General features: G+C 63.8%; 21 protein-coding genes and 1 pseudogene. 9 read left to right on the top strand and 13 right to left on the bottom strand.

Annotated features, from left to right (window positions below):
• Positions 1 to 38: 38 nt before the first annotated feature.
• Together IVB42_RS27875 and IVB42_RS27870 are read left to right on the top strand one after the other, a co-directional pair.
• A complete protein-coding gene (locus tag IVB42_RS27875) occupies positions 39 to 314 on the top strand; it encodes a FeoA family protein (protein WP_018454325.1) in 276 nt (91 codons plus the stop codon).
• 20 nt (positions 315 to 334) lie between these two features.
• Positions 335 to 2,206, top strand: coding sequence for a ferrous iron transporter B (locus IVB42_RS27870; protein WP_018454324.1), 1,872 nt, complete (start codon positions 335 to 337; stop codon positions 2,204 to 2,206).
• A gap of 169 nt (positions 2,207 to 2,375) precedes the next feature.
• Here IVB42_RS27870 and IVB42_RS27865 read toward each other — a convergent pair whose 3' ends face one another.
• Both IVB42_RS27865 and IVB42_RS27860 read right to left on the bottom strand, forming a co-directional pair.
• The gene (locus tag IVB42_RS27865; RefSeq protein ID WP_018454323.1) at positions 2,376 to 4,037 is read right to left on the bottom strand and encodes a hypothetical protein; all 1,662 of its coding nucleotides are present in this window, start codon (positions 4,035 to 4,037) and stop codon (positions 2,376 to 2,378) included.
• Between the two features lie 319 nt (positions 4,038 to 4,356).
• Positions 4,357 to 5,532, bottom strand: coding sequence for a GAF domain-containing sensor histidine kinase (locus tag IVB42_RS27860; RefSeq protein WP_018454322.1), 1,176 nt, complete (start codon positions 5,530 to 5,532; stop codon positions 4,357 to 4,359).
• A gap of 143 nt (positions 5,533 to 5,675) precedes the next feature.
• On the opposite strand from IVB42_RS27860, the gene IVB42_RS27855 reads away from it, so the two are divergent.
• The gene (locus tag IVB42_RS27855) at positions 5,676 to 6,173 is read left to right on the top strand and encodes a GNAT family N-acetyltransferase (RefSeq protein ID WP_018454321.1); all 498 of its coding nucleotides are present in this window, start codon (positions 5,676 to 5,678) and stop codon (positions 6,171 to 6,173) included.
• A 15-nt stretch (positions 6,174 to 6,188) separates the two neighbouring features.
• Here IVB42_RS27855 and IVB42_RS27850 read toward each other — a convergent pair whose 3' ends face one another.
• From IVB42_RS27850 to IVB42_RS27830, 5 genes are all read right to left on the bottom strand, one after another.
• Entirely contained in the window at positions 6,189 to 6,674 is a 486-nt protein-coding gene (locus IVB42_RS27850; RefSeq protein WP_085360657.1) for a DUF417 family protein, read from the bottom strand.
• A 269-nt stretch (positions 6,675 to 6,943) separates the two neighbouring features.
• On the bottom strand, positions 6,944 to 7,186 hold the full coding sequence (locus IVB42_RS27845) for a hypothetical protein (RefSeq protein ID WP_018454319.1): 243 nt from the start codon (positions 7,184 to 7,186) through the stop codon (positions 6,944 to 6,946).
• Positions 7,187 to 7,244: 58 nt separating this feature from the next.
• A complete protein-coding gene (locus IVB42_RS27840; protein WP_018454318.1) occupies positions 7,245 to 8,363 on the bottom strand; it encodes a DUF2336 domain-containing protein in 1,119 nt (372 codons plus the stop codon).
• A 326-nt stretch (positions 8,364 to 8,689) separates the two neighbouring features.
• Positions 8,690 to 12,313 (bottom strand): AsmA-like C-terminal region-containing protein, encoded by a 3,624-nt coding sequence (locus IVB42_RS27835; protein ID WP_247471380.1) that lies wholly within the window; start codon positions 12,311 to 12,313, stop codon positions 8,690 to 8,692.
• Between the two features lie 139 nt (positions 12,314 to 12,452).
• The gene (locus tag IVB42_RS27830) at positions 12,453 to 13,682 is read right to left on the bottom strand and encodes a cytochrome P450 (RefSeq protein WP_018454316.1); all 1,230 of its coding nucleotides are present in this window, start codon (positions 13,680 to 13,682) and stop codon (positions 12,453 to 12,455) included.
• Between the two features lie 127 nt (positions 13,683 to 13,809).
• On the opposite strand from IVB42_RS27830, the gene IVB42_RS27825 reads away from it, so the two are divergent.
• The 4 genes from IVB42_RS27825 to IVB42_RS27810 all read left to right on the top strand — a co-directional run bounded on the left by IVB42_RS27825 (position 13,810) and on the right by IVB42_RS27810 (position 16,003).
• Entirely contained in the window at positions 13,810 to 14,421 is a 612-nt protein-coding gene (locus tag IVB42_RS27825; RefSeq protein ID WP_018454315.1) for a TetR/AcrR family transcriptional regulator, read from the top strand.
• A 187-nt stretch (positions 14,422 to 14,608) separates the two neighbouring features.
• Positions 14,609 to 15,145, top strand: a complete 537-nt coding sequence (locus tag IVB42_RS27820) for a hypothetical protein (protein ID WP_018454314.1) — start codon at positions 14,609 to 14,611, stop codon at positions 15,143 to 15,145.
• A gap of 59 nt (positions 15,146 to 15,204) precedes the next feature.
• Positions 15,205 to 15,558, top strand: coding sequence for a hypothetical protein (locus IVB42_RS27815; protein ID WP_026232714.1), 354 nt, complete (start codon positions 15,205 to 15,207; stop codon positions 15,556 to 15,558).
• A gap of 22 nt (positions 15,559 to 15,580) precedes the next feature.
• A complete protein-coding gene (locus tag IVB42_RS27810; protein WP_247397559.1) occupies positions 15,581 to 16,003 on the top strand; it encodes a hypothetical protein in 423 nt (140 codons plus the stop codon).
• Between the two features lie 76 nt (positions 16,004 to 16,079).
• On the opposite strand, the gene IVB42_RS27805 is transcribed toward IVB42_RS27810, so the two are convergent.
• Together IVB42_RS27805 and IVB42_RS27800 are read right to left on the bottom strand one after the other, a co-directional pair.
• A complete protein-coding gene (locus tag IVB42_RS27805) occupies positions 16,080 to 16,535 on the bottom strand; it encodes a hypothetical protein (RefSeq protein ID WP_026232713.1) in 456 nt (151 codons plus the stop codon).
• A 114-nt stretch (positions 16,536 to 16,649) separates the two neighbouring features.
• Positions 16,650 to 17,138, bottom strand: a complete 489-nt coding sequence (locus IVB42_RS27800) for a MarR family winged helix-turn-helix transcriptional regulator (RefSeq protein ID WP_231190451.1) — start codon at positions 17,136 to 17,138, stop codon at positions 16,650 to 16,652.
• Positions 17,139 to 17,258: 120 nt separating this feature from the next.
• Between IVB42_RS27800 and IVB42_RS27795 the strand changes: the two genes are divergently transcribed.
• Both IVB42_RS27795 and IVB42_RS27790 read left to right on the top strand, forming a co-directional pair.
• Positions 17,259 to 18,167 (top strand): alpha/beta hydrolase, encoded by a 909-nt coding sequence (locus IVB42_RS27795; protein WP_026232712.1) that lies wholly within the window; start codon positions 17,259 to 17,261, stop codon positions 18,165 to 18,167.
• 56 nt (positions 18,168 to 18,223) lie between these two features.
• A complete protein-coding gene (locus IVB42_RS27790) occupies positions 18,224 to 19,027 on the top strand; it encodes an isocitrate lyase/phosphoenolpyruvate mutase family protein (protein ID WP_018454308.1) in 804 nt (267 codons plus the stop codon).
• 95 nt (positions 19,028 to 19,122) lie between these two features.
• Here IVB42_RS27790 and IVB42_RS27785 read toward each other — a convergent pair.
• From IVB42_RS27785 to IVB42_RS27770, 4 genes and pseudogenes are all read right to left on the bottom strand, one after another.
• Positions 19,123 to 20,428, bottom strand: a pseudogene (locus tag IVB42_RS27785) (glycoside hydrolase family 130 protein).
• 44 nt (positions 20,429 to 20,472) lie between these two features.
• Positions 20,473 to 22,749 (bottom strand): glycosyltransferase family 4 protein, encoded by a 2,277-nt coding sequence (locus IVB42_RS27780; protein WP_018454306.1) that lies wholly within the window; start codon positions 22,747 to 22,749, stop codon positions 20,473 to 20,475.
• Between the two features lie 370 nt (positions 22,750 to 23,119).
• Positions 23,120 to 24,073: a GAF domain-containing protein gene (locus IVB42_RS27775; RefSeq protein ID WP_247471389.1), complete on the bottom strand. Its 954-nt coding sequence runs from the start codon at positions 24,071 to 24,073 to the stop codon at positions 23,120 to 23,122.
• Positions 24,022 to 24,867, bottom strand: a complete 846-nt coding sequence (locus tag IVB42_RS27770) for a PAS domain S-box protein (RefSeq protein WP_247397492.1) — start codon at positions 24,865 to 24,867, stop codon at positions 24,022 to 24,024. Before IVB42_RS27770 ends, IVB42_RS27775 begins: the two co-directional genes overlap by 52 nt.
• Positions 24,868 to 25,028 lie beyond the last annotated feature (161 nt).

The raw sequence follows: 25,028 nt of genomic DNA, 5'->3' as shown, positions 1-25,028 counted from the left end.
GCGCTTGACCTCGATGCCCTGCGTTGAAAATACAGGGCATGACCGACATCCATGATACGCGTCCGCAGATGCCGCTGGGCCTGGCCCAGCGCGGCTATACCGGCGTCATCCAGCACCTTTCCCCCAAGGACGCAGGCTCGGCACTCTCGGACATCGAACTCGAGAGTCGGCTGATCGAGCTCGGCTTCGTCGAGGGCGCGCGGGTCGAGATCCTGCACGAGGGGTTGGTCGGCCGCGACCCGATCGCCGTGCGGGTCGACAGCATCACCATCGCGGTCCGCCGTCGCGAAGCCATGGCCATTATCGTCGCCTGAAGCGACCGGACCCCAATTCCATGGAAGCACCCCTGCTGCATCTCGCCCTGGTCGGCACGCCAAACAGCGGCAAGACCTCGCTGTTCAATGCGCTGACCGGCAGCCGGCAGAAGGTCGCGAACTATCCCGGCGTCACCGTCGAGCGCAAGGAAGGCTTCTTCGTCACGCCCTTGGGACGCCAGGTCTCCGTGGTCGACCTGCCGGGCACCTATTCGCTGCGCGGACGGAGCCCGGACGAGGAGATCACCCGGGACTTCGTGCTCGGCAAGGCCACCGGCGAGATCGTGCCCGACCTCGTGCTGTGCGTGGCGGACTCGACCAATCTGCGCCTGACCATCCGCCTGCTGCTGGAGCTCAAGCGCACCGGCCGGCCGATGATCCTCGTGCTCAACATGTTCGACATCGCGACCCGCCGCGGCATCACTGTCGACGTCGAGCGGCTCGCCAAGGAGCTCGGCGTGCCCGTGGTCACCTCGATCGCGGTGCGCAAGGGCGGCACGGCCGACCTGCTGTCGCTGACCGACGAGATTTCGGCAAAGCTCGCCGCCGAGCCGGGAGAGAACAATTGGCGGGCGCTCAGCGTGGCCGACTTGCGCGCCACCCAGCGCGAAGCCGACCGCATCATCGCCGACTGCGTCAGCCTGCCCAGCCGGCCCGACACCTGGACGGCGCGGATCGACGCGGTCGTGCTGCATCCCGTCGGGGGGCTGATCGTGCTCGCGGCGATCCTGTTCGTGATGTTCCAGGCGGTGTTCGCCTGGGCGCAGCCGCTGATGGAGTTGCTCAATTCCGGCTTCGACTCCCTCGGCGAGTTCGTGCACGCGACCTTACCCGCCGGCCTGCTGCAGAGCTTCCTTCAGAACGGCGTGATCTCAGGCGTCGGCAGCGTCATCGTGTTCCTTCCGCAGATTATCATCATCTTCCTGTTTATCCTGCTGCTGGAAGATTTCGGCTACATGGCGCGCGCCGCGTTCCTGATGGACCGCATCATGGGCGGCGCCGGCCTGCACGGCCGCGCCTTCATTCCGCTGCTGTCGAGCTTCGCCTGCGCCATCCCCGGCATCATGGCGACGCGCGTGATCGACAACAAGCGCGACCGGCTGACCACGATCCTGATCGCGCCGCTGATGACCTGCTCGGCGCGCATTCCCGTCTACACGCTGATCATCTCCGCCTTCATTCCGGCCAAAGACGTCTGGGGCTTCATCAACCTCCAGGGCCTCGTGATGTTCGGCCTCTACGCTGCCGGCATCATCAGCGCGCTGCTGGTCTCGTTTCTCATCAAATTCTTCATGCTGCGCGACTATGCGCCGGCGCCGTTCATGCTGGAGCTGCCGGACTACAAGATGCCGCGGCTGAAATCGATCGCGATCGGCGTCTACACGCGGGCCAAGATGTTCCTGCACCGCGCCGGCACCACGATCTTCTCGATGATGGTGCTGATCTGGTTCCTGGCCTCGTTCCCGCAGCCGCCCGCAGGCGCCACCGAACCGGCGATCGATTTCAGCCTCGCTGCGATCATCGGCAAGGCACTCGAGCCGCTGCTGGCGCCGGTCGGCTTCAATTGGCAGATCGCGGTCGCGCTGATCCCCGGCATGGCGGCGCGCGAGGTCGCGGTCGCGGCGCTCGGCACCGTCTATGCGATCGAAGGCGGCAAGGAAGCGGCCGAGCAGATCGGCCAGGTGCTGGCGACGAAATGGTCGCTCGCGACCGCGCTGTCGATGCTTGCCTGGTACATCTTTGCCCCGCAATGCGCATCGACGCTGGCCGTGATCCGGCGCGAGACCGGAAGCTGGACCTGGATGGCCGTCACCTTCTTCTACATGCTGGTGCTGGCCTATGCCGCGAGCCTTCTGACCTACAATGTCGCGGTCGCGTTCGGGGCGGGGTAGGCCCCAAACAAAAAACTGCGAAAACAACCCCATGCACAGTAGACGGGTGTTGTGAAATCAATGACTTACACTTGTGCGAAAATCGTCCGGCCGCAGGGCTGCGCCAGTTGCTCCGTCGGGCAAAACAGGAGCATGATGCCATCATCGCCACGACCGACCATATCTGGCGTCAAGCCGGTTTATGCGCCAGCACCGTTCCAATCCGCTCCTTCTTGAGCGCGAACTGCGCGGCCAATGCGAGGCCGAATGCCAGGCAGAACGTCGTCCCAGCCGCAATGAAGCGCAGCTTATTGGTTTCCCAGATTGCCCCCTCCTGTGCCATCAGCGACAGCAGTTGGGGCAGAAGCAAGAACACATTGGTTGCCGCAAAGCCGAAGCAATTGAACAGCCGCCACGCGACCGTTCGCATCGAATTGTCGATGTCCGGCAGATCGGAGCAGCTCTGCCTGTCGAGATAGTACGAAATATAGACTGTCACGAGCGCCGGCCCGAGGCCCCACCGCAACATCGCAAAGTAAAGGCTGGCAAGGGACATTTCCCGCAAATTGCCCTCGCCAAAGTTATGCACGGCCAACGTCAGACCAGCGGGCCCTACGGCGAGCGCGACCAGGAAGCTCCAGCAATAAGTGGTGAGGTGGGACTGATCTGAATCGCTTCCCAGAGATGACATCGCAAATCGAAGCAAGAGAACGACGACGATTGCCAATCCATAATTGCAAAGCGAATACATGACCCATGCAATCGAGCGATTGGGGTCCTGCGCCCAGACGACGCCTCTGCCTTGCAGCACGTCATAAATCACGGCCGAAATGGTCACGCCCAGATAAACGGAGCAGATCAAGGCAATGATATAGACGATCCAGTACCGTAGCGGATTGTCGTGAATGGGCGCATCGATTTCGATGCCGAATTTGCTGGCCTCATTGCGCAGGTCGATGCGGGAGCCGTTGCGATAGATCAGGTAACACGCGACAAGCCGGGCAAATCGGTTGTAGAGGTCCTTGATCAGTTGCGTGGCCTGGGGCGCAGCAAGGCCCGTCAACGTCCCAGCCTTCCACTGGCTCATCGTCGGCGCCCCCTGCTGGAAGTCTGCCATCAGCTTGTCGAAACCAAAGCTGTCCTCGGTGAAGAAGGTGGCGTCATCTCCGGTGTCGCGTCCCTGCGTCAGCCACCATTTCATGTAACAGATTTCCGCCCACATCCGATCCGGGGTGTTCGGATCCTTGCGGAAGTCCTGATCGACGACATCTGGAGAATTCGCGATGACTTTCGAGAGCACCTCCTGCGGCACACGCAGCGAAAAGCGGATTTGCGCCATGATCTGCTTCGCGAGCTGAGGCACGCTGATCCAGCTCTGGATCACATCGCGCACCATCAGCAGGACGTTCCATTGAGCCTCCTTCGTCAGGAGGAACAGATACACGATCCCCATTGCGGCGACGACGGTCAGGTACGGAGCAGACTGACTTTTCGCAGCCTCTATGAAGGCTACTGGAAATGCAGGAACCAGCGGCGCCAGGGCAATGACGTCGCGGTTCTCATGGATGAGAAGAAGGAAGAAGCCGCATGAGAATACGACAAAGATGAACCCGCCCAATCGATACTGCTGCCGGGTCGTCATGTATCGCGGGAAAGTCGGGACTTCGGCAATGTTGACCGCGCGGCCAAAAGCCTGCCAGGCCAACCGGCCTGCCACCACCAGGCCCAACAACGTGATGGACCAGCGCACCAGCGAAGGAACCAGGTCGGACGCGGCGTCACGGACCTGATCTGCGGAGGCTTGTGTCGATAGTAAAATGGAAATGACAATTCCCAACACGATGCTAGCCATAGCCTGAACTCCCTCTTGAGCGAGATAGTTCGAACGGGCCGCTCTACGCGGAATTAGGCGTACCGTAAATCCGGAGCGACCACGTGTGTGTGAACCAATTCACATCCTCTGGACGTTTTCGTGCAGCTCTCTCTCTGAAGAGGCACAATGCCTTGCCCGCAAGAAAATCGCCGGACCGCATCCGGAAAGAGCCTCGCACAATCAGCGCTATCAGCTGTTCGCCGGTTGCACCGTCGCGCAAAACAGGCGCATGATGGTATTGTCGGAGAATTGGCGCGACGCTTCGTGACGGCAAGCTAGGCCGGCGTAGCACGCCTTCTCAGCCGCGGGCCGGGCTCGCCGGAAACGTCGCGGTGAACACCGTTTCATCTCGCATCGACGACGCGACGATCAACCCGCCATGGGCGCGCGCGATCTCTTGGGCAATGTACAGTCCGAGCCCAAGCCCTTTCTGGTTCGGCAGAACGTCGCCGCGATCGAACGCAGTGAAAAGGCGCGGGATCGCATCAGCCGGAATTGGCGCGCCTTTGTTGGCAACGCTGAGATCAAAGCCAGCGCCGGTCGTCTGCGCCAGCACCCTGATCGGCTTGTCGGCGGCGCCATAGGAAATCGCGTTGCCGAGAAGATTGGACAGCATCTGACCTATGCGGTCGGCGTCGATTCTCACAGGTCCCGGAACGTTGACGACCGTTTCGATGACGCGATCCGGGTGCACGTTCTCGAACTCCGCGACGATTTGCCTGATGACAGGCTCGAGTGGCTGTTCTTTCAACTTGAGCTGCATCCCGGCGCCGAGCCGCGCGCGGGCGAAGTCCATGACATTGTCGATCAGGCCCGCCATCCGGCCCACGCTTCCCTGCAGGAGGTTGATCCAGTTCTTCCCCTCGTCATCGACCTTCTTGTTCAGAAGCCGCAGGCCGCCCTGGATCGAGGCAAGAGGGTTTCGGAGGTCGTGACCGAGCACGGCGATGAACTGCTCGCGCAGTTCCGCATTGCGTTGTTCCAGCGCGAGCCTGTTCTCGATCAGTTCGACGCGCTCGGCCGCGTCGAGATGAGACGCGATCAGCTCGGCAAAAAGCTTGAACATGCCGATGACTTCGGGAGTCCGAAGCTTGCGCGGCTTCGGATCGATCGCACAAAGAGTTCCGAAGAATGAACCGTCGGGCAGAATGATCGGCACGGAGATGTAGCTTTGGAAGCCATATTGTGCAGGCGTGTGATGCTTGCAGTAGCCGGCGTCTTTGCTGACATTCTCGATGACGACCGCCTCGCGGCTCTGCCGGATCTCATGGCAGATCGTGGTCTCGACCTTGAGCTCGTCACCGGGTTTCAGCCCGAACGCAAGTTCGTCACGCGAGGCACATGTGATCCACCTGTCCTCGGTGACGCGGGCAACGGCCGTAAACCCCATGCCGGTGGTCCGGCTGACCACGTCGAGGATGGTCGAGACCGCAGCGATCCCGCTGATCTTGGCTATGTCGCGCTCGAAATCCATTGCCACTCCGCTTGGGAACATTCGCCCCGGGCCGGCCGCCCAACTGAAAGCGCGTCCTTGCAACGGTGAAAAGCACTGCCAGCCAAGTCATTCCGCGTCAATGTTACTCGACGCCCCACCTCGGAAGCGGCTATCTGTTCCCAATGGAACATTTCAGAACGGCGAGGCTCAGCGCCGAAAGGCTTCGTGAAAATCATCTCGCCGACCTCGTCGCGTTGCATCTCGATGCCGAGGTTTCGCGCTATCTCGGCGGCGTCCGTTCGGCGGAGAAGACGAAGACCTATCTCGACGCCAATATGGCGCATTGGGATCAGCATGGCTTCGGTCTGTGGGTGCTGCGAACGAAAGACGGGGCATTCGCCGGGCGAGCGGGCATCAGGCATATCCTCGTGGACGATGTCGACGAGATCGAGATTGCCTACGCGTTCAAGCGCGAATTCTGGGGCCGTGGCCTTGCAAGCGAGACCGCGACCGCACTCACCGATATTGGACTGTTACACCATGAGCTGCCGTCCCTCATTGGCCTGGTCTATGTCGGCAATGGCGCATCGCGCCGAGTTCTGGAGAAGTCCAACTATCTCCTCGAGCGAACCACGTTCCGTCACGGCGAGAACGGCGTCCTCTACCGGATCCGGCGGTGAGAGACGGCCTGACGATCACCCGGTGCGCAGCCGGACAACCGATTGCGGCAGGGAGGCCAGAAACAACACCGCGCAAACGCACAGCAGGACGATGTCCTTGAACAGAAATTCGCCGGTCAGATTCCACGCCATCGGATCGGATGAAAGGCTCCATTTGACCACACCGGGCGTCGTGAAGAAGAACGACCAGGTGATCGCAAAGGTCACCATGCCCATGAATGAACCGAGGGCGGACGAAACCGGGCTGAAGCTGCCTGCCGCGAGCAGCGCCGCAATCACGAATTCAGCGACACCGAGGACATAGGCCTCTCCCCTCAGGCCGAACACCGACAGCCAGGAGATGAACGGGCTGTTGCTGATGAACTGCGCGATGCCCTGCGCAGATTGCGGCGTGAATTTCTGCATGCCAAACGATACGAAGATGATCACCATGACCCAGCGCAGAATGGCAAGAGGACGATAGGAACCGCCCCCGACCTCAGCGACGTTGAACTCTTTCATCCGACCATGTCTCCCCGGTTTCACATCCATCAGCTCTGCGAGACTACGCTCGCTGAAGGCTGTACGAAGGGGAGCTTCGGTCGTTACCCGCGTCGGCCGGTTCCGGAGATCACAGCTGCGTGCGATGCGCGTGTTCGCGGGATGGCCGCCCGGTCTGGGGCTGTCGGCGCGTTAATGTGCCGTTGAAGGAGCGACGGCGGTGCCCTGCGCTCGCAATGACGGTGTGGAAACAGCCGCTATCGCGCGGATGGAGCGGACGCCCGCGGAGTCTACCTGAAATACCCGAGCACGAGATCGACATCCGCGCTGCCGGCCGCCGTGCCGTTCAGCTCGGCGTCGATGACGCGGCGGCAAGCCTCGATCGCGGCATGGTCGCCGAGGTCGTTGGCGGCTTCCAGCACGAGCCATGCCGCATCGACCGAGGCCTGGTCCGCTGCTCCGCCGCCGATCTCGCCGGCTGCGGCGTTGTTGAGGTTCTTCTTGCGAACTGCGGTGCCGAATTGAGGCAACATTGAAAATACTCCCTGCCAATTCCCGGATGATGCTCGGTGTACCTGTTCGGTGTACCGCTCAGTGCACCTGCAGCTCGGGCTGACGACCCGTGACGGGATCGGTGCCGGTCTTGCGCGATTGGTAGAACTTCAAGACGCTGCGCGAGGTCTCGATCTTGAGCTTGCCGAAATCGCGCTCGTTGTCGTGGAGCTCGCGCGCCGTGATCAGATGATCCTTGGCGCCGAGGAACAGCAGCGACATGGTGGTGTCCCAGGAGAAGTCGAGCGCCTTGCACAGCACCAGGATCATCTCGCGATTGCGGTCCATCATCGCACGCTCGATCACGTCGACCGGCAGCGACGACAACAGCGACAGGCCGATCTGCACCTCGTCGGACCGGTGCTGGCGAGCATAGTTCGAGATCGAGTCCTGGTTGAGGTTGCCCTGCCGGTACTGCGTCGTCACCACGCGCTTGGCAACGAAATAGCTGCGCGAGGACGGGCCGAACTTGGACTGCAGATCGCCGGTGACGTCGCTTACCGAGCTCTGGATCTGCGCCATCATTTCCGGGCGCTCGTGCTCGAGCCGGCGACGGACGTCCTCCGACGCCTTCGAGATCAGTTGCTGGAAGATGTGACGCGGCACGTCCTTGCGCAGGCCAAGCTGCTCGGCGAGAATCGAGTCACCCTCGGCGCGGCGGACCATGTGGAGCAGACCCGAACCTGAAAAGCGCGCGCCCTCGTTTTTGGCGACCGACGTCACGACCTCCTGGTCGCCGCGCTTGACCAGCACGTCGGTGACGGCCTCGCCGATCGACTTGCGCTGGGCGATCGCGAGCAGATGCGACTGGCTCTTGGTCATGGCGCTCTCGACCAGCAGCTTCTCGTCGATACGATTGGAATCGCGCAGCACGGGACCGGCGACCTCGATTTCGTCGGCGATCGCGAGTTGCGCAATGACATTGAGCGGAGCGTGATCGCAGGCTGCCATCACCTCGGAGAGCTGCACCCGTGCGGCGACCTCGATCTCGTCGGCGAGCCGGCCGATGACTTCGCCGAACGTGCTGATCTCGTCGTCGCTGTAGCGACCGGTGATCAGAATGTCGGTCGCATGCCACAACGCCTTGGTCCGGCTTTCGTCGGTGCCGCGTGCGATTGCGTCGTCCAGATCCTGCAGAAGTGTTGTCGCGCCGTTCATCCCGATGACCCCAGTTCTTGGCTGGCCATCCTGCTTGTGCCGGCAGGACGCCGAGTTCCTCTGGGAACAGAGGCTAGGGAACAAACGCGAGAATCCGGTAAAGTCGGCAGATCAGTTTTGCCGCGGAAAATTCGATAAAAAGCGAGAGAATGAGTTTACCGGTACGTCACGAGGAAGCTGCGCCCCCTCTCCCGCTTGCGGGAGAGGGTTGGGGTGAGGGTGTCTCTCCGGCGTCATGGCCGGGCTTGTCCCGGCCATCCACGTCTCACCGCCTGGGACGGAGAACGTGGATGCCCGGGACAAGCCCGGGCATGACGGACTATCGCCTACGGATTTGACGGCGTCAGCACCAGCGGCGGCTTTGGCTTGGGCTTTGCGGGCGGCGGGCCCGGGGCCGGCCTGACGTCGATCGGCGGAGGCAGCGGCGCGATCTGCGTGCTTGCAAGCGGCGGGCTTGGTGCCGCGGGAGCGGCCTGCGGCGCCTTTGGCGTCGGCGCAACCCTGATATCGGACTTGGGCTTCGGCGGCGGCGCACGGCGCGGATCGCGGCCGGGCATCGGCACATCCGTGAGCGACGGCTCCGGCGCCGGTTCGGGCGACACCAGCGTCGGCAACGCGGCGGTGGCCGGCGGCGGCTCGCCGCGCTCGATGGCGTCCAGCCGGCGCGTCTCGCGATCGATCGTGCGTACCGCGAGCCACGACGACAGCGGCCCAAGATCGACGGTGCGATTGAGCCTGTCGGGGGGACCGGCCGCGAACAGCTGGATTTCGGGCGGCGCGCCGGAGAGCCCGGTCATGATCGGCGTCAGGCTGGCACGGATGTCGGCCTGGTCGGCGGGGATGTCGTAACCGCCGGAGACGATGGCACGCGCGTTCTTCGCCTCTAGCGACGTTGCGCCGACGCGCAGGCGCCCGTCCCGGATCGTGAACGGGATCTGCGCCGAGGCCACTGCAATCGGACCCGCCGACAGCACGGGCTCGACCAGCTGCCGCAGCCGATTGTCGTCGGCAATTTGGCCGCCGTCGCTGGCGCGGATGGCGATTTCGAAGGCGCGTGGATTGAGGCCGGAGATTTCAGCGGATTCGAGCGTCACCGTACCGTTGCCGGCGAGCGCACCGGTGAGCGCCGCGACGCTACGGCCCTGGCTGGTCAGCGCCATCTGCGCCGAGGCTCGTCCCTTCGGCAGCGCGAGGTCGCGGTAGCGCAGCGCCGCCGCGTCGACATTGCCGAGCTCGATGCGCGCGTTGAGCGTCAGACCATTGGCGCCATTGCGCGCATCAAGGCTCGCCGACATCTCGCCGCCGCCGACGCCGCCCTTCATTGCGTCGAGCGCGAGCGACTGACCGTCGCTCCGGACCGTACCGCCGAAGGGGCGCAGCTCGATGCCGCCGGGCAACGTGCCGTGCAACGCCTGGAAGGCGACGCGGCCGCGCCAGCCGCCGAGAAGCCCGGCACTCAGCGGCGCATTGGCATCGTGTCCGGCCGCGCCGATGGCCATCGCGAGCGCGGGCACGAGGTCGAGCGTATCGAGGCCGACTTCGCCGTCGACGGTCTTCTCCTGATCGAGCGTCACCGCCAGATGACCGCGCAAATGCGAGCCGGCCAGGGTGCTCTCGAGATCGTTGAAGGTCAGGCGGTTGCCGGAGAGGCCGACGCGCGAGGACAGATTGACGCTCTGCACCGATTTATCGGCCGGGCTGGTCCCGAACAGCGGCCCCAGATTGGCGTTGCGCACGCGCAAATTTACGCTGCCTTTCGGCTCCGACAATTCGACGTTGCCTTGTGCGTCCGCATCCAGCCCGCCGCCGCTAAGCTTGGCATTCAATTGCAGCTGATGGCGCCACGCGCCGCTCAAGCGGCCTTCGAACTGCGAAGCGCCCTCGCCTGCGGCCACCACGCGATCGAGCCCGAGCAACGCCAGCAGTGCACTGGCTTGCGGTGTCGCGACTTTCGAGTCCAGCGTGAAGTCGCTGTTGCGCAAGCGGTCGACGTCGATGCCGTTGACGGCGGCCACCGGCGTCTGCGCAGCCAGCGTCGCGGTGGCCTTGAGCTGCGGCGCGTCGAGTTCGAGGACAGCGCGCGCGTCGTTGCGATCGGCGTGCTCGGCGTTCTTGTCGAGGCTGAGGTCGAGCTTCAGGCGGGTCGCAGCCGGCAGCGACGGGATGGCGTCGAAGCGCGCGCGCACCGATGGCGCAAACGGCTCGAGCAGTGCAGTGAGATCGCGCAGCGAATTGGCGGAGGATTTCAGCGCGAGCTTGCCCGTGGCCTTGGCGCGGTCGAAGCTGCCACTTGCTTCCGTGGTCACGCCACTGGCCTGGCCGAACCGCAACTGCTCCAGCGAGAGCGATGCGGGGCCGTAGCCGAGTTTCGCGGTGAACGGCCGCAGCTCCTGCCCGGCCGAGATCGCGCGGCCGATATCGAGCGACAGCTTCGCTTCCTCCGGCCATTCGCCCTGCGGTCCCGAAAGCGCGCGCACAAAACTTGCGGCCGCATCGAGGTCAAGGCGGTCGGCCTTGAGCTCCGCGTCGATCCGCGAGCCCTTGCTCGCGCCGGTCTGGACGAAAGCGATGCGGCCTTCGACCGCGCCGCCGTCGATCTCGGCCTTCAGCCTGTCGATGGCGAAATGGTTGGCGGCGATGGTCACGTCACCGGCAAGGCGCAGCGGCCGCGTGCTGCGGCGGTTGACCTCGCTGCGGCCCTGGAGCCAGGCCACTAGCGTATCGGGATCGGAGGAATCGACGCTGAGACGGCCGCTGAAGCTGTCGGCGCCGGGCGTCGCGCCGTTGAGCGAGAGCTGCGTCTGTCCCGGCGCGCGCAGCTCGAGCCGCTGGAAGGTCCAGGATCGTCCGTCGGTCGCAAGCTCGGCCGTGATGTTCTGGAGCGGCCGTGCGCCGAGCATGATCTGGTCGGAGTTGAACTCGATCTGTGCCGGGATCGGCGCCTGCGGGATTGCGGCGAGGCCTGCGCGGAGCGCCGGAAGGATGCGCTGCGGCTCGTCCTTGCCGGTCAGCTTGTCGGCATCGACCTGGCGCGCCGACAGCACCGCACGCAGCAGCGGCGAAGCCCCGAACCTGATATCGCCGACGCCGCCGAGCTTCAGCGCGGAGTCTTCGGACCCGAAGCTGGCGTCGACCTGCTCGAACTTGGCGCCGGCCGGATCAGCCTTGAGTTTCGTCGTGAGCTTCCAGGGCATCGGCCCCGCCTCGCCCGGCTTCTTCGGCGCCGGCACGGCGAACGTCAGCGCGCCCTCGAATTTCGGCAGGCGGTTGTCGAAGGCGAGCACGCCTTCGAGATCGGCGAGGATCGCGCGCTCGCCGGGATCGATGTTGAGGTGGAGGCGGGTGGCATTGCCGTCGGCGCTCGGGCCGGAGGAGACGCGGAACGGATAGCGCACGCCGCTGAGGGCAAAACTGCCGTCGCCCCGGACCGAGCCGGCCAGCGAGCGCACATCGCCGGAGAAAGCGATGTCGTTGAGCTCCAGTGTCGAATGGCTGGCGGCATCATGCAGGGCGATGCGACCGGTGAGATTCAGCCGCTCGATCGCCAGCGATGCCAGATTGAAGCTCCCGCTCGCGGTGGACGGCAGATCGACCCGCCCGCGCGCGTCGAGGCCGAGATCGACCGCCATGCCATTGACCGAAAGCTCGGTGGCGCGCCATTCGCCGCGCATCAGCGAGCTCAGGCTGAATTCGACATCGAGCTTGTCGGCGCGCAGGCGGCCGAGATCGTTGTTGCCGCCGAAGGTGACCGCGCGCAGCCGCAGCGTCGGCGCCGGCAACAGCCGCGCGTCGAGCTCGCCCGCCACCCGCACCGGCACGCCGATGATCCTGCCGGCCTCTGCTTCGAACTGGGGCCTGAACTGGTTCCAGTCGACGAAGTACGGTCCGATCAGAGCGGCCAGCAGCGCTAAGATAAAGGCAATCGCCAATCCGAGCAGCGTCGTCTGCACGGGTCTCCCCTCGGCCAAACCGGATGCGGGCCTTGCCTGAGCCGCAGGGCCTCAGACGTACCGGAACAGCCCCTTATATAGGGGGAAGTGTGGCGAAGTCACAGCGACTGTTGCGCGCGGAGGTTAACGCCGGCAGCCATCACCAGCTCGCAGGCAGCCGCTTCAGGCCGCGCAGCACGAAGGTCGGCCGCCATTCGGGGTTTTCGACGTCGTCGATGCGCAGGTCGGGCAGCCGACGCAACAGCGTGGCGATGGCGATCTCGGCCTCGAGGCGGGCCAATTGGGCCCCCAGGCAGAAATGGATGCCACCGCCGAACGACAGCGGCCTCACATTCTGGCGGGTGACGTCGAGCCGGTCGGGCCGGTCAGGATAGACCGCCGGGTCGCGGTTGGCCGAGCCCAGCAGGCAGAGCACGGTCTCGCCCTTGGGGATCTTGGCGCCGCCGAGATCGTCGATATCCTCCAGCGCGACCCGCCCGGTCATCTGCACCGAGGAATCGTAGCGCAGAAACTCCTCGATCGCGCCCACCATCAGGTCCGGCCGCGCCTTCAAAAGCGCGAGCTGGTCCGGATTGCGATGCAGCGCCAGCAGGCCGTTGCCGATCAGATTGACCGTGGTCTCGTGGCCGGCGCCGAACAACAGGATGATGTTGGCGGTCAGTTCCTCGTTGGTGAGCTTGTTGCCGTCTTCCTCGGCCTGCACCAGCTGGGTAATGAGATCGTCGCCGGGATTTTTGCGACGAAGCTCGAACAGCTGCTGGAAATACATCTGCGCCATCATGTTGCCGGCGTTGCCCTTGGCGATCTCCTCCGGCGACAGCGGCACGGGATCGAGCAGCCGTCCGCCATCGCGCGAGCTGTTATAGAAAGTCTCGCGATGGTCCTCGGGGATGCCGAGCATGTCGCAGATGATGGTGACAGGCAGGCGGAAGGCGAAGTCTTCGATCAGGTCCATGTGGCCGCGGTCGATCACGGCATCGATGGTCTGGTCGACGATCTCCTGGATGCGTGGCCGCATGTCCTCGACGCGGCGGGCGGTGAAGGCCTTCACGACGAGGCCGCGCAGGCGGGTGTGGTCAGGCGGATCGGCCTGCAGCATCCAGTGGCTCATGCTGCGGAAGACCGGCTCCTCCATGATCTTCTCGCTATAGCGGCGCTTGGAGCGCTCGACGAAATCCTTGCCAAAACGCTTGTCGCGCATCACGAGGCTGACATCGGCATGGCGGCTGGCGACGAACTGGCCGAACGGCGTCACGTGAATCGGGTAGATCGCGCGGAGCCGGTCATAATGCGGATAGGGATCGCGGATGAAGTCCGGCGACAGCGGGTTGAACAGCGGACCGCCGGTGCCCTGCACGTGCTCGTTCATGGTGACCTCATATCGGTTGCCGCATGAATCGCATACGCCGCAGCCCCTCTTGCGCAGCGTAACCATCCCGGAATTATCAACTCGATACATTGTTGTATCGAGTTGCATTTTGCCCTAAACTGCCCCGATGTCAAGGGTGAGAACCAGGCCGACCAGGGACGACACGCGCGACAGGCTGTTCGAGGCGGCGGCGCGCGTGTTCGAGCAGGACGGCATCGGCGGCGCCAGCATCGAGGCGATCGCGGCGGCGGCCGGATTTAGCCGCGGCGCGTTCTATTCCAACTTCAAGAGCAAGGACGAGCTGATTATCGCCATGCTCGAGGAGCATGTCGCGCAGTCGATCCGGCGCAACATGGACATCCTCGCGCAGCACGACAATCTCGACGACTTCATCGCGGCGCTGAAGGCGATGGATCGCACAAGGCAGGATCCGCTCGGCCGCTCGCCGCTGCTCCACATGGAGATGATCCTGTTTGTCGCCCGCGCCGAGAAGCGCCGACCGGAGCTTGCAAAGCGCCTGCGCGCGCGGCGCAAGCTGGTCGCCGACATCATCGAGGCAACGCTGAAGAGCAACGCGAAGGGCGACACGCTCAATCCCCCCTGGATGGCCTCCGTCGTGCTGGCATTGGAAGACGGCTTTCGCCTGCACCGCCTGATCGATCCGGAGACGACGCCGGCCGACAGTTTTCTGCGCGCGATCACGGATCTGCGGCGCAGGACGGGATTGTCGTTGAAGTAGCGTTTGTTTTCTTCAGATCGTCGCGCTTCGCTGTTCCCGCTCGGCATCGGCGCGCCGCGCCGCTGGAACCTCGTCGCAATTCTCGCGCGCATTTTCCACATCCTCATACCGATCCAAGGAACGTTTCTGCAGCTTGCCACTTTATCCCGTGCCTGTTTTGGCAATTTGATCATTCGAGGAGACAGCGATGAGGATTCTGAAATTGTCTGCGGCCGCAGCTGCGCTGCTGGCCGGTACCGCGCTCGCCGTGGCGCAGTCGAGTTCGACGGTCGGCACTGGCGGGTCGTCAGCCGGCGGTGGCACCAGCAACTCGACCGTAGGCACGGGCGGTTCATCGGCGGGTTCGGGCAGCGGATCGGGCTCGGCCTCGACGCTTGGCACCGGCGGCTCGTCGGCGGGCGGCGGCACCAGCAGTTCGTCGATCGGCACCGGCGGCTCCGCCGCAGGCTCCGGCAGCGGCTCAGGCTCGGCCTCGACGCTCGGCACCGGTGGTTCGTCGGCGGGTGGCGGCAAGAGTTCGTCCAGCGTCGGCACCGGCGGCTCTGCGGCAGGCTCCGGCTCCAACTCGGCATCGACAGTCGGCACGGGCGGCTCGTCGGCCGGCGGCGGCAAGAGCGGCTCGACCGTGGGAGCGGCCGGCTCCTCCGCGGGACATGCCAGCGACATGGGCATGGAAAAGGGCAAAGGCCACCACAAGGACGAGATGAAGAAGGACAAGGACTGACATCCGGCCGGCGGAGCGGCAGCAATGCCGCTCCTTCGTCCTTCCTGAGGAGGACTGGCATGAACAGACCAATCGTTGCGATCGCAGTTTTGACTTTGATGAGCAGCGCCGCTGCGGGGGAAACCATGCAGAAAACCGGCAAGACCGCGTCCGGCGAGACCTGCCGGGTCACGGTGGAAAAACATCCCGACGGCAGCATTACCGCGCTGGGGTCATCGGGTTCGGGCACCACCGGCTCGACCTCATCGAGCGGCTCGCTGTCGAGCTCTAGCTCGGCCGGCGGATCGTCGGTGCACGTCCAGGCCGGTGGCGGCAACGTGTCGAGTTCGTCCTCGACGGCCGGCGGCCCGGGTTCGACCAGCGCGAGCACCGTCACGGTCAACGGCTGCACCATCTCGACATCGTCGCCCTAGCAAAAGGATTTCACAGATGAGAATGTTGATCGCGACCTCGTCGGTCGCACTTCTGCTCGCCGCCGCCTCGCCGTTGTCGGCGCAAACCAGCATGACCGGCGGCACCGGGGGCTCGGCCGCGGCCGGCGGCACCTCGGCCAGCACGCTCGGCGCCGGCGGCACGTCGACGTCGGGCTCCGGACAGACCGGCTCGTCGATTGCAGCGGGCGGCAGCGCCGCGTCTGCCAACGGCAAGGCGCAGTCCGGCACCAGCATGAACAAGGGCAACGGTCCGGTGCTCAATTCCAATGCGCGCGCGCAGGCGCATGAGGGTGGTACGTTCAGCCGCTCCCACACCCGCACGAAAGTCAAGGCGGGCGAGGAGGTCGGGTCGACCACCAAGACCATGTCGCACGTGCCGGGCTCCAAGCCGACCATGTCGACGACATCGACCAACGTGCGCTGAACCATCCTCACGAGACTGCTGCCCGCAACCTGCGGGCAGTTTTTCTTTGTGAGCAGGTTTTTCGTTGGTGAACGGATCAACCGCCGCTCAGCGTGCGGCTGACGCGGGTCACGAGTGCATCCCACTGCCGCTTCTCGGCGGCCGGATAGTTGATCAGCACGCAATGCACGTAGCGGCGGCCAAAGTTGCAGCGGTCGTACCAGATCTTGCCGCCCCGGGTGCTGGAGACCACGAAGAAGCGCGGCGTGATGCGCTTGTAGGTGATGCCGGGCGGCGGATTCTTCCGCGCCAGGAAAGCGGCCGGTGAGCTGCCGTCATTGGGAACGGCCTGCACCGTCAAATCCGCACGGCCGTCGCTGGTCCGGTACTGCATGCCATAGCCGTCGGGCCGGCCGGCTTGCTCGGTGAAGATGGACGAAGGGATATCGACGCTGGTCCCGGTCTCGGGAATGCGATAGCCACTCCAGCTGTCCGCGCGGGCGGCCGCCGGAAAGGCACAGAGCATGACAAGGATGGTGGCGATCTTCTTCATCGTATGGACCGGCTTGTGCTGGTGGGCCGACAACGTGGGGAAACGCCGGACGTTCCTTTCCGCGATGTGAACGCGCGTTGCGCCCAAGCCGGATGATAGTCTCGAGCGCGCCCGCTAGCGAGCGCGTTTGCCCTTGTCCGTGGGCAAGGGGCAATTCGTACAAGCGCTGTCGTCGCACATGCGGCAGATCGTGAAGCGATCCATCTCGGAGGTATCCTGCCGAGCCAACAACTCATGGAGCAGCGTTTCAAGGCGCTTCGTTTCAGCCGGCGACAGTACATCCAGAAGCGACGCGACGGCCGAAATCCGCGAAGTCATCAAATCGTTGCGGGTTGCGGCGCCCTTCGCCGTCAGGTGCAAGGCAACCTCGCGGCCGTCCTGTCCGGGCCGACGTTCGACCAGCCGATCCGACACCAGACGGTCCACCAGCCGGACCGTTCCTGAATGCGACAGGCCAAGGATCCGCCGCAGCTTGTCGTTGGTCATGCCCTGGCCATAGCCGATGACGACCAGTGCCGCAGGGGTCTCGCCACCGCGGCCGATGACCTCGCGCGCGCCCTGCTCGATCCGATCCATGACGGCGAGCGAAAGCGCCCCCAGCAAATTTGCGATTCCAATTTCCATACACCGACAATATGTGCGGAGCGCACAAAAAACAACTTGACGATATGTGCGCTCCGCACATAATTTGGATCGCGGGGCTCGATCACATGGAGAATGACGATGAATACTCGGAGCGCGGCACGACAAGCGAATGCCCAAGCGGATACCAGGGGCACCGAACCCGCCTTGAAATACGTGCAGGCCAACGGCGTGCGCTTCGCCTATCTCGAACAGGGCGATGGCCCCCTGGTCATGTTCCTGCACGGCTTTCCCGACAATGCCTGGTCGTATCGAAAGCAGCTGCAGGTCTTCGCGGATGCCGGGTATCGTGCCGTCGCGCCGTTCCTGCGTGGCTATGCGCCGACCGAGATTCCGGCGGACGGCATTTTCGATCCGATCGCACTGGGCAAGGATCTCGAAGCCCTCATCGCGGCGCTGAGCGACGACGGACAGGCACGCGTCGTCGGCATGGATTGGGGCGGCACCTCGACCTTTCAGGCGCTGGCCACGGCGCCATCGGCAATCAAGGCCGCCGTGGTCATGAACACCGCGCACCCGATTACAATTTCGAGCATCAGACGGGATCCGGAGCTCGTTCGAGCCGTCTTCCACGTCTATTTTTTCCAGCTGCCCGGCGCCGAATCCGCGGTCAATACCGAGGGCCTCCCCTTTGTCGACTATCTCTGGAAGCTGTGGTCACCGACATTCAACAATGCCGAGCACATCCGTTCGATCAAGGAGACACTCAGCTCGCCCGGCACGATGGCCGCGGCGCTGAAATATTACGGAGGCCTGACCGATGCGGGGCTCACGGGCCGGCTGCCGATCAATGACATGCACACGCCGACGCTGACGATCTATGGCAGCAACGATCCGACAGCGAGGTACTCGGTCAAGGAGGAGCCGCTGTTCAAGGGGCCGCACAAGCGGATTGTCCTGCCCGATGTCGGGCACTTCCCGCACCTCGAGCGTGAGGAAGAAGTCACCGGCCTGATCATGGACTGGTTCAAGACGCACGCGCCTGACTGAACGCAGAGGGCGGTGGCCCACAACATCCTTCGATTTTCTAATCTGGAGTGCGCGCAATGGACGCCAAGACACAACATCAATATGCCGAGACCTTTCATGCCCTTCACAGGAAGGGCGATCCGCTCGTCCTGTTCAACGCCTGGGACGCCGCCACCGCCAAAGCCATCGCGAAGACCGCTCCGGCCATCGCGACCAGCAGCGGCGCGGTCGCCTCCGCACTTGGATACGCCGACGGAGAAAATGTCCCGTTCGACATGGTGACCGGCCTCGTATCGCGGATGACTGCGGCCGTGTCAGTTCCAGTCTCAATCGATCTGGAGGCAGGATATGGCGACACCCCGGAGGCCGCCGCCAGATCGGCGACCGAGATTTTGAAAGCCGGCGCCGTCGGCATCAATATCGAGGACGGGCTATCGGGGGGAAAGCGGCAACTGGTCAATCCCGAACTCCATGCCGCCAAGATCAAGGCCGTGCGCGACGCCGCGAAAGATCTTGGAGTTCAGCTGTTCATCAATGCGAGAACAGATCCGTTCCTGCTGAAATTCGGATCGCCGGACGAGTGCATGAACGAAGCGGCAAGGCGGGCGAAGGTCTATGCCGAGGCCGGCGCCGACGGAATTTTCGTCCCCGGCCTCACCGATCTCGCTCTCATTGAAAAGTTGGTTCAGCTCACGCCTCTGCCGGTCAACATCATGGTGACACAAGGCGTTCCCGCACTTCCGGATCTGGCTCGCGTCGGCGTTCGGCGGGTCAGCCTCGGGCCGTGGCCGATGATGGCCGCGATGCGGATGATCGGACAGGCCGCGGCCGCGGTCGCCGCGACCAAGCAGTACGGCACGTTCCTGCAACCGGATGCCTGAGCCCGGATATCACCAGCTCGACGCAGTGTTCTGCGCCGACCGCTTCACGCTTTTCCAATCCACCGGATGGATGTCGGGAACGGTCAGCGCAGTTCCTATGCGCTCCTGTCCATGGCCGCGATCAAGGATCCGATCTCGATTGTCGCGACATTGCAGTAGCTGTCGGAGACCGCGTAGGGGAAGATGATCTTGTCGTGGTGGCGCATCGCGCCGCAAGTGTAGACGACGTTTGGAACATATTCCTTCGCGTTCGGAAGGGTCCGGGCGCAATAGTGGCTCGCGCAGGCGGCCGAGCACCTTCGAAGGGTCGTTCTTGTCCAGCAGCGCGGCCCCGATCGAATATTTTCGCAAAGGTCCGACGCCGTGCGTCAGCAGCAGCCACCCGACGTCGAGCTCGATGGGTGATCCGCAATTGCCGATCTGCACGAATTCCCAGGGGTATCGCGGCTTCAGAATCGGCTGGCCGCCATCCCACGTCTGGAGATCGTCGGAAAAGATCAGATAGAGGTTCTCGTTATCCTGGCGCGCGATCATTGCATATCTGCCCCCGATCTTGCGCGGGAATAACGCCATGCCCTTGTTGCGCGCGGCACTGCCCTTCAGGGTCGATAGCCGGAACGATACAAAGTCGGACGTCTCGATCAGCTCCGACCGGATCGCCCGTCCGCTATAAGCGGTGTAGGTCGCGTAGTAGATCGTCTCGCCGGCGTTGCTGAAATGCACAAAGCGGGCGTCCTCGATCCCGTTCGACTGCGCTTCAGTGACCGGGAAAATCACCCGCTCGCTCAGATCCTGGCCGGCCGCAAATGTAACATCAATCTCGTCGCCGCCGGCGCCCGATGTCAGCTTGACGAGATCGGGGCTGGATGCAAGGCGCGCCGTCGGGTCGATGGTCACGGTCCCGTCTGCCGCAATAAGCCCCGAGCGAAATGTCAGGGACGACACGTGACCCTCGCCGACGGCACGAAGACTTAGGATGAAGCGAAGGCTGCCTTCCGGCGTTCCGGATTGATCGGGATGCGGCACGATACTCGGATTGAACAATGCCGAGGCCTCGAACGAATATTCGTTGAGAAAATAGGCGCCCGCGAGTTGGCGCTGCACCTGCGTGAATACAGCATGGTCGGCCAGCGCCTCTTCCATTTCCGCGGCGCGTGTCTCGAATATCTGCAACAGGTTGCGGTGACGGCCGAGGAAATTCTCCAGAACGTCGGCCAATTGCCGGTCAGCCGTCTCGGCATCGAGCGCGAGGACCCGTTCGACGATATGGTTGGCGCGGGTCTTGTCCGTCGGATTGAGGTCGCGCGGCTCTGTTGCCGGCTTGAAAGGCCGAACGATGACACGGGTCGGATCAGGCCGCAGCTGAAGGGCTTGACGTTTGAGGAAGGGAGATTGCGACAAGACGGCCTCGATGGGTTGAAGGAGGAAATCGTAATCCTGCTCCGTCAAGCGACGAGAGGAGCAGGCTTGGCCCGGCTTTCGCTCAGGCGGGCAATTTGCCGAATCTCGGAAAGCCCAAGCAAATAAGACACCACGGATTCCCCTCCCCGGTTCTCATTGGGACGATCGGGATGCAGGCCATCCCGGCAGCTTCCGGTCTCCAGATCGACCAGCGAGGCCGACAGGTCGTTGCTGCCCAGAAACCACGCGAAGACCCGCGCGGCTTCGGCTTTCCACTCGACATCGTGATCGGCCCGCCACGCGGCGAGGCATGCCGCGATGGTCGCCGCGGCCTCCAGCGGCTGCTGGTCGAAGGCTTGCGACGGCTGGCGTCGATCGCCAAACCCCGCCGTGCCGATCGGGCGGAATTGGCCTTTCGCTGAGGTTTGCCGCTTCACAAGCCAGCGCAACGACTCCAGCCCGATATTGACATAGCGCGATGTCTTGCTGGCAAGACCGGTTATGATCAGCGCCTGGGGCAAGCGCGCGTTATCATAGGCCAACCCGTCCTCGAACCAGACCCAATCGCCGGTTGCCACGGTGTCGAAGATCAAGATCAAGCGATCGGCAAGCACGGCACGCAGGCGGGTCGCCTGGACATCGCCCGGGACAGCCGAGCAGTAAGCATCGAGGCCCAGCAATACGAACGCCCACGCACGGGGCGAACGAAAATCTTCCACTGTCGCCATTGCTTCGGAAAACAAGGCCCCGGCCCATGAGCGCCGCGACGAGCTGGCGTCGGTCAACGCGCACACCCCCAAGGCCCAGAGCGTACGTCCGTGACTGTCCTCCGACCCCTTGTCCTCCAACCAGCAGCGGTTGAAGCCCATGAAATTGCGAAATCGTCGTGTATCCGGATTCCAGGCGTGCTGGACGAAAGCGGCAAATCGTGCCGTCAGCGCATCCGGCAGCCGCTCTTCACCCGGATTGTTGAGCGCACAGGCCACGAGCAGCGCCCGGGCGTTGTCGTCGACGCAATAGCCGTGGGCACGATCCGGCACGCTATGAACGGCATGCTGAAACAGTCCCGTGTCGTCGCACATCGACAGGAAATGGCCGAGCTGCATTTCCGGCGGGGCGCGGCTGTCGCGCAGCAGCGTGCCAGTATCCATACGCGCGATGGTCTTGAGCCGATGCCGGCGGCCGGCGTTCTCGAAGACCGACATATAGCGCTCGGCGGTTCTTTCCCATGTCATCGCGCGGCTGCTCGAATAGGCGCGCTTGCGCATCGCCTGCCGAAGCACGTCGTTGGTGAGCAACTTGGCGATTTCAATGCCGAGCGCTGCCGCGTCGCCAAACGGAACCAGGATGCCGCGGCCCTCGGCCAATAGTTCACGGGCATGCCAATACGGGGTGGACACCACGGCTTTACCGAGGCCAAAACTGTAGGCCAGCGTGCCCGAGGTCATCTGGGCCTCACTGAGGTACGGCGTCACGTAGACGTCAGACATCGAGATGAAATCGAGCAGCGTTTTCTTGTCGACGAACTGATCGAGGAACACGACGTGATCCTCGACGCCAGCCTGGCGCGCGTGCGCCATCAGGGACTCACGATAAGCTTCGCCACGGTCGCGCACGAGGTTGGGATGCGTCGCACCGAGGACGACGTAAACGGCGTCGGGTCGGGTCTTCAGAATCGAAGGCATCGCATCGATCATGACTTCGATACCCTTGTTCGGCGACAGCAATCCGAAGGTCAGGATGACCGACTTGTTGCTGAATCCGAGCGCAGCCTTGGCCGCGTCGGGTTCGACGAACGCAAATTCCGGGATGCCATGCGGGATGATCTCGATCTTCTCGTCAGCCATGTGATAGACGGAGCGCAACAATTCCCGACCTTTTTCGGCCATCACGACGATCTTGGACGAGCACTCGACGATGCGCGTGATGACGTCGCGCTGAGCCTCTGTCGGCTCGGACAAGACCGTATGCAGGGTTGTCACGATCGGTATGGTCAGGCGCGACAGAAGCGCCATGATCTGGCCTCCGGCTTCGCCGCCGAAAATTCCGAATTCGTGTTGCAGCGAAACGGCCTCGAAGCCGCCGCTGTTCAGATAGGCAGCCGCACGGACATAATCATCTTGCCTGTCGTCGTCGATCTCCAGGCCCACGGTGGTAGGATAATCGTAGACCTGGCCGTGATCGGTCATCGCGACGATGACCGTCTCCAGATCACTCCGGGACGCCGCAACGGCGCTCTGCAAGTCAGTAGTGAAGGTCGCGATGCCGCAGCGGCGGGGAAGCGAATTGCCGATGAATGCGATACGATTTACGGCAGCCAATTTGGCGTCTCCGATTGTTTGAGCGTGGCGGTCTCGAAGGGAGACGGGACCAGGGTGCCGGGAAAGGCGTGCGGTGCGAGACTGGCGCTCGCGGCACTGCGCTCTGTTAGCGCAGCAGGGTTTATCTTCGGGCCGGGATAGGCCAGCAGCGCTTTCAAGCCGCTCGCACCGACCTCGATTTCCGCATGGTCGGCTTCCAGGAAGATCGCGTCCCCCGGCGCCAGCCTCGTCGAGCCGAGTTGGGCCTGGCCTTCTATCGCCAGCAGCCAGGTCTCTTTCGGTGCGTCGAGCATCCAAACGGAGCCAGGAGCAAGGTCCGTCTGCTCCAGCGCAAAATAGGAATTGACCGTGAGGACCGTTCGCGCGCCGCTCAGGCGTTCGGACGGCGATTGAATCTGGCGTGGGCCTGCCGTCGCCACCGCGACGGCATGGTCGATGTGCAGTTCGCGCGCTCGTCCATAGTCGAACAGCCGGAACGTGGCGTCGCTGTGCTGCTGGATTTCCACGAGCACGATGCCGGCGCCGATCGCGTGGATCGTTCCAGCAGGAATGAGAATGACGTCGCCTGGATGAACCGGCTGCCAATCCACGATATCGGCGATCGAGCCATCAGTACGCGCTCGGCACCCTCGGCGTTGCGCTGCGGCAGCAGGATCACGAACTCGTCGCCGCCGAGTCGCCCCAGCATGTCCTCGGGCCCGATCTGCTCGCGCAGGCGCTGCGCGAGCTGGATCAGGAGCTCGTCGCCGGCGGCATGACCGAGTGTGTCGTTGACGTCCTTGAAATGATCGACGTCGAGGAAGGCCAGCGCGACGTGGCTGCCGGTCGGGCAGGCATCGATGGCGGTGGTGATCAGGCGCCGCAATTGCGCGCGGTTCGGCAGGCCCGTGAGGATATCGTGATAGGCGAGCCGCGCGATCTCGGCGCGCGCTTCCTTGCGCTCGATCGCGAAAGCGCCGAGATTGACGCAGGCCTCGACGATGCGCCGATGCCAATTGCTCGGCGCGCGCGGCTCCCGGTAGTAGAAGGCGAACGTGGCGATGACCCGTCCGTCCTTGGCCTTGACCGGCGTCGACCAGCATGCGCGCAGGCCAATCGCGAGCGGCATCGCCTTGTACGGCCGCCAGCGCGGATCGGTCTCCAGATCCGTCGCCAGCACCGGCTCGCCGTAGAAGGCCGCGGTTCCGCACGAGCCGACATTGGGGCCGATGGCAACGCCGTCCAGTGCGCGGGAATAGTCCTCGGGCAGACTTGGGCCGCCGAGCGGATGGATCAGGCCCGCGGCATCGATATGAAGCAGCGAACAGACGACGTCGGGCGCGATCTGCTCGACACGGCGGCACAGCCGGTCGGCAATCTCGCCGATCGGAACCTCGTCGGCGAGCGCGCCCATGATGAGCTGCTGCAGCGAGCGCAGCTGCTTGGTCTCGGTGATATCCTCGAGCAGCGCGAAGATGTGCTTGACCTGGCCCTCCTGTCGCGGAAGGCATCGATGCGGGCGCAGACCCAGATCTCCTCGCCGTCCTTGTCATAGGCGAGCATCTCGACCTCGCCGCGGTGGCCACCCTCCATCAGGCGCTTGACGAGCTTCGCAACGGCCTTGCGATCGGTGTGGCGGCCGGCGAGCAGGCCCCTGGCACGGCGGCCCTCGGCTTCCTCGCTGGTGTAGCCGAACAGCGTCGTGAAGGCGGCATTGACGTAGACGATGCTCTGGTCGGTGTCGGTGATGAGCACCGCGCGGTTGGTCTGGTCGGAGACGGCGTGGAGAAGCCCGATCCTGGCGCGGCGTTCGGCATTCGCGGTGACGTCGCGCGCGAACACGATGCGATAGGTGATGCCTTCACTTGCAATGGATGAAAGCGAGATGGCCGCCCGGATGCGGCTGCCGTCGTTTCGCACGAGGCTGATCTCGTCACGGAATTCTGCAACCGGATCGGCCTGAAGGCATTTGAGGGTGAGAATTTCGGCGTCGTGACCGAGCACATCAGCGCGTGCGAGTTTCCAAATCCGCTCCGCACCGGCATTGAAATGCGTGATGCGATGCGCGCTGTCGACGATGACGATGCCCTCGTCGGCGCGTTCGAGCGCGGCCAACAGCACTTCCGGAGTTTCTGTCATGGCACAATCGGAGGCGGACATCGCTAGACCCGGAGGCATCGGGAAAATATGCAACCGACGCTAGCGCCACCATGGTGTCCAAGTCCTTTTTGCAGTCCCCTCGCACCGCGCCAAGACGCGACATGATTAACATTCCGCGAAAGAAACGAAGGTAATTGGGC

The sequence above is a fragment of the Bradyrhizobium sp. 45 genome, assembly GCF_023073155.1.
GTDB lineage: Bacteria > Pseudomonadota > Alphaproteobacteria > Rhizobiales > Xanthobacteraceae > Bradyrhizobium > Bradyrhizobium canariense_D.
This window is presented reverse-complemented; position numbering and strand designations above follow the sequence as displayed.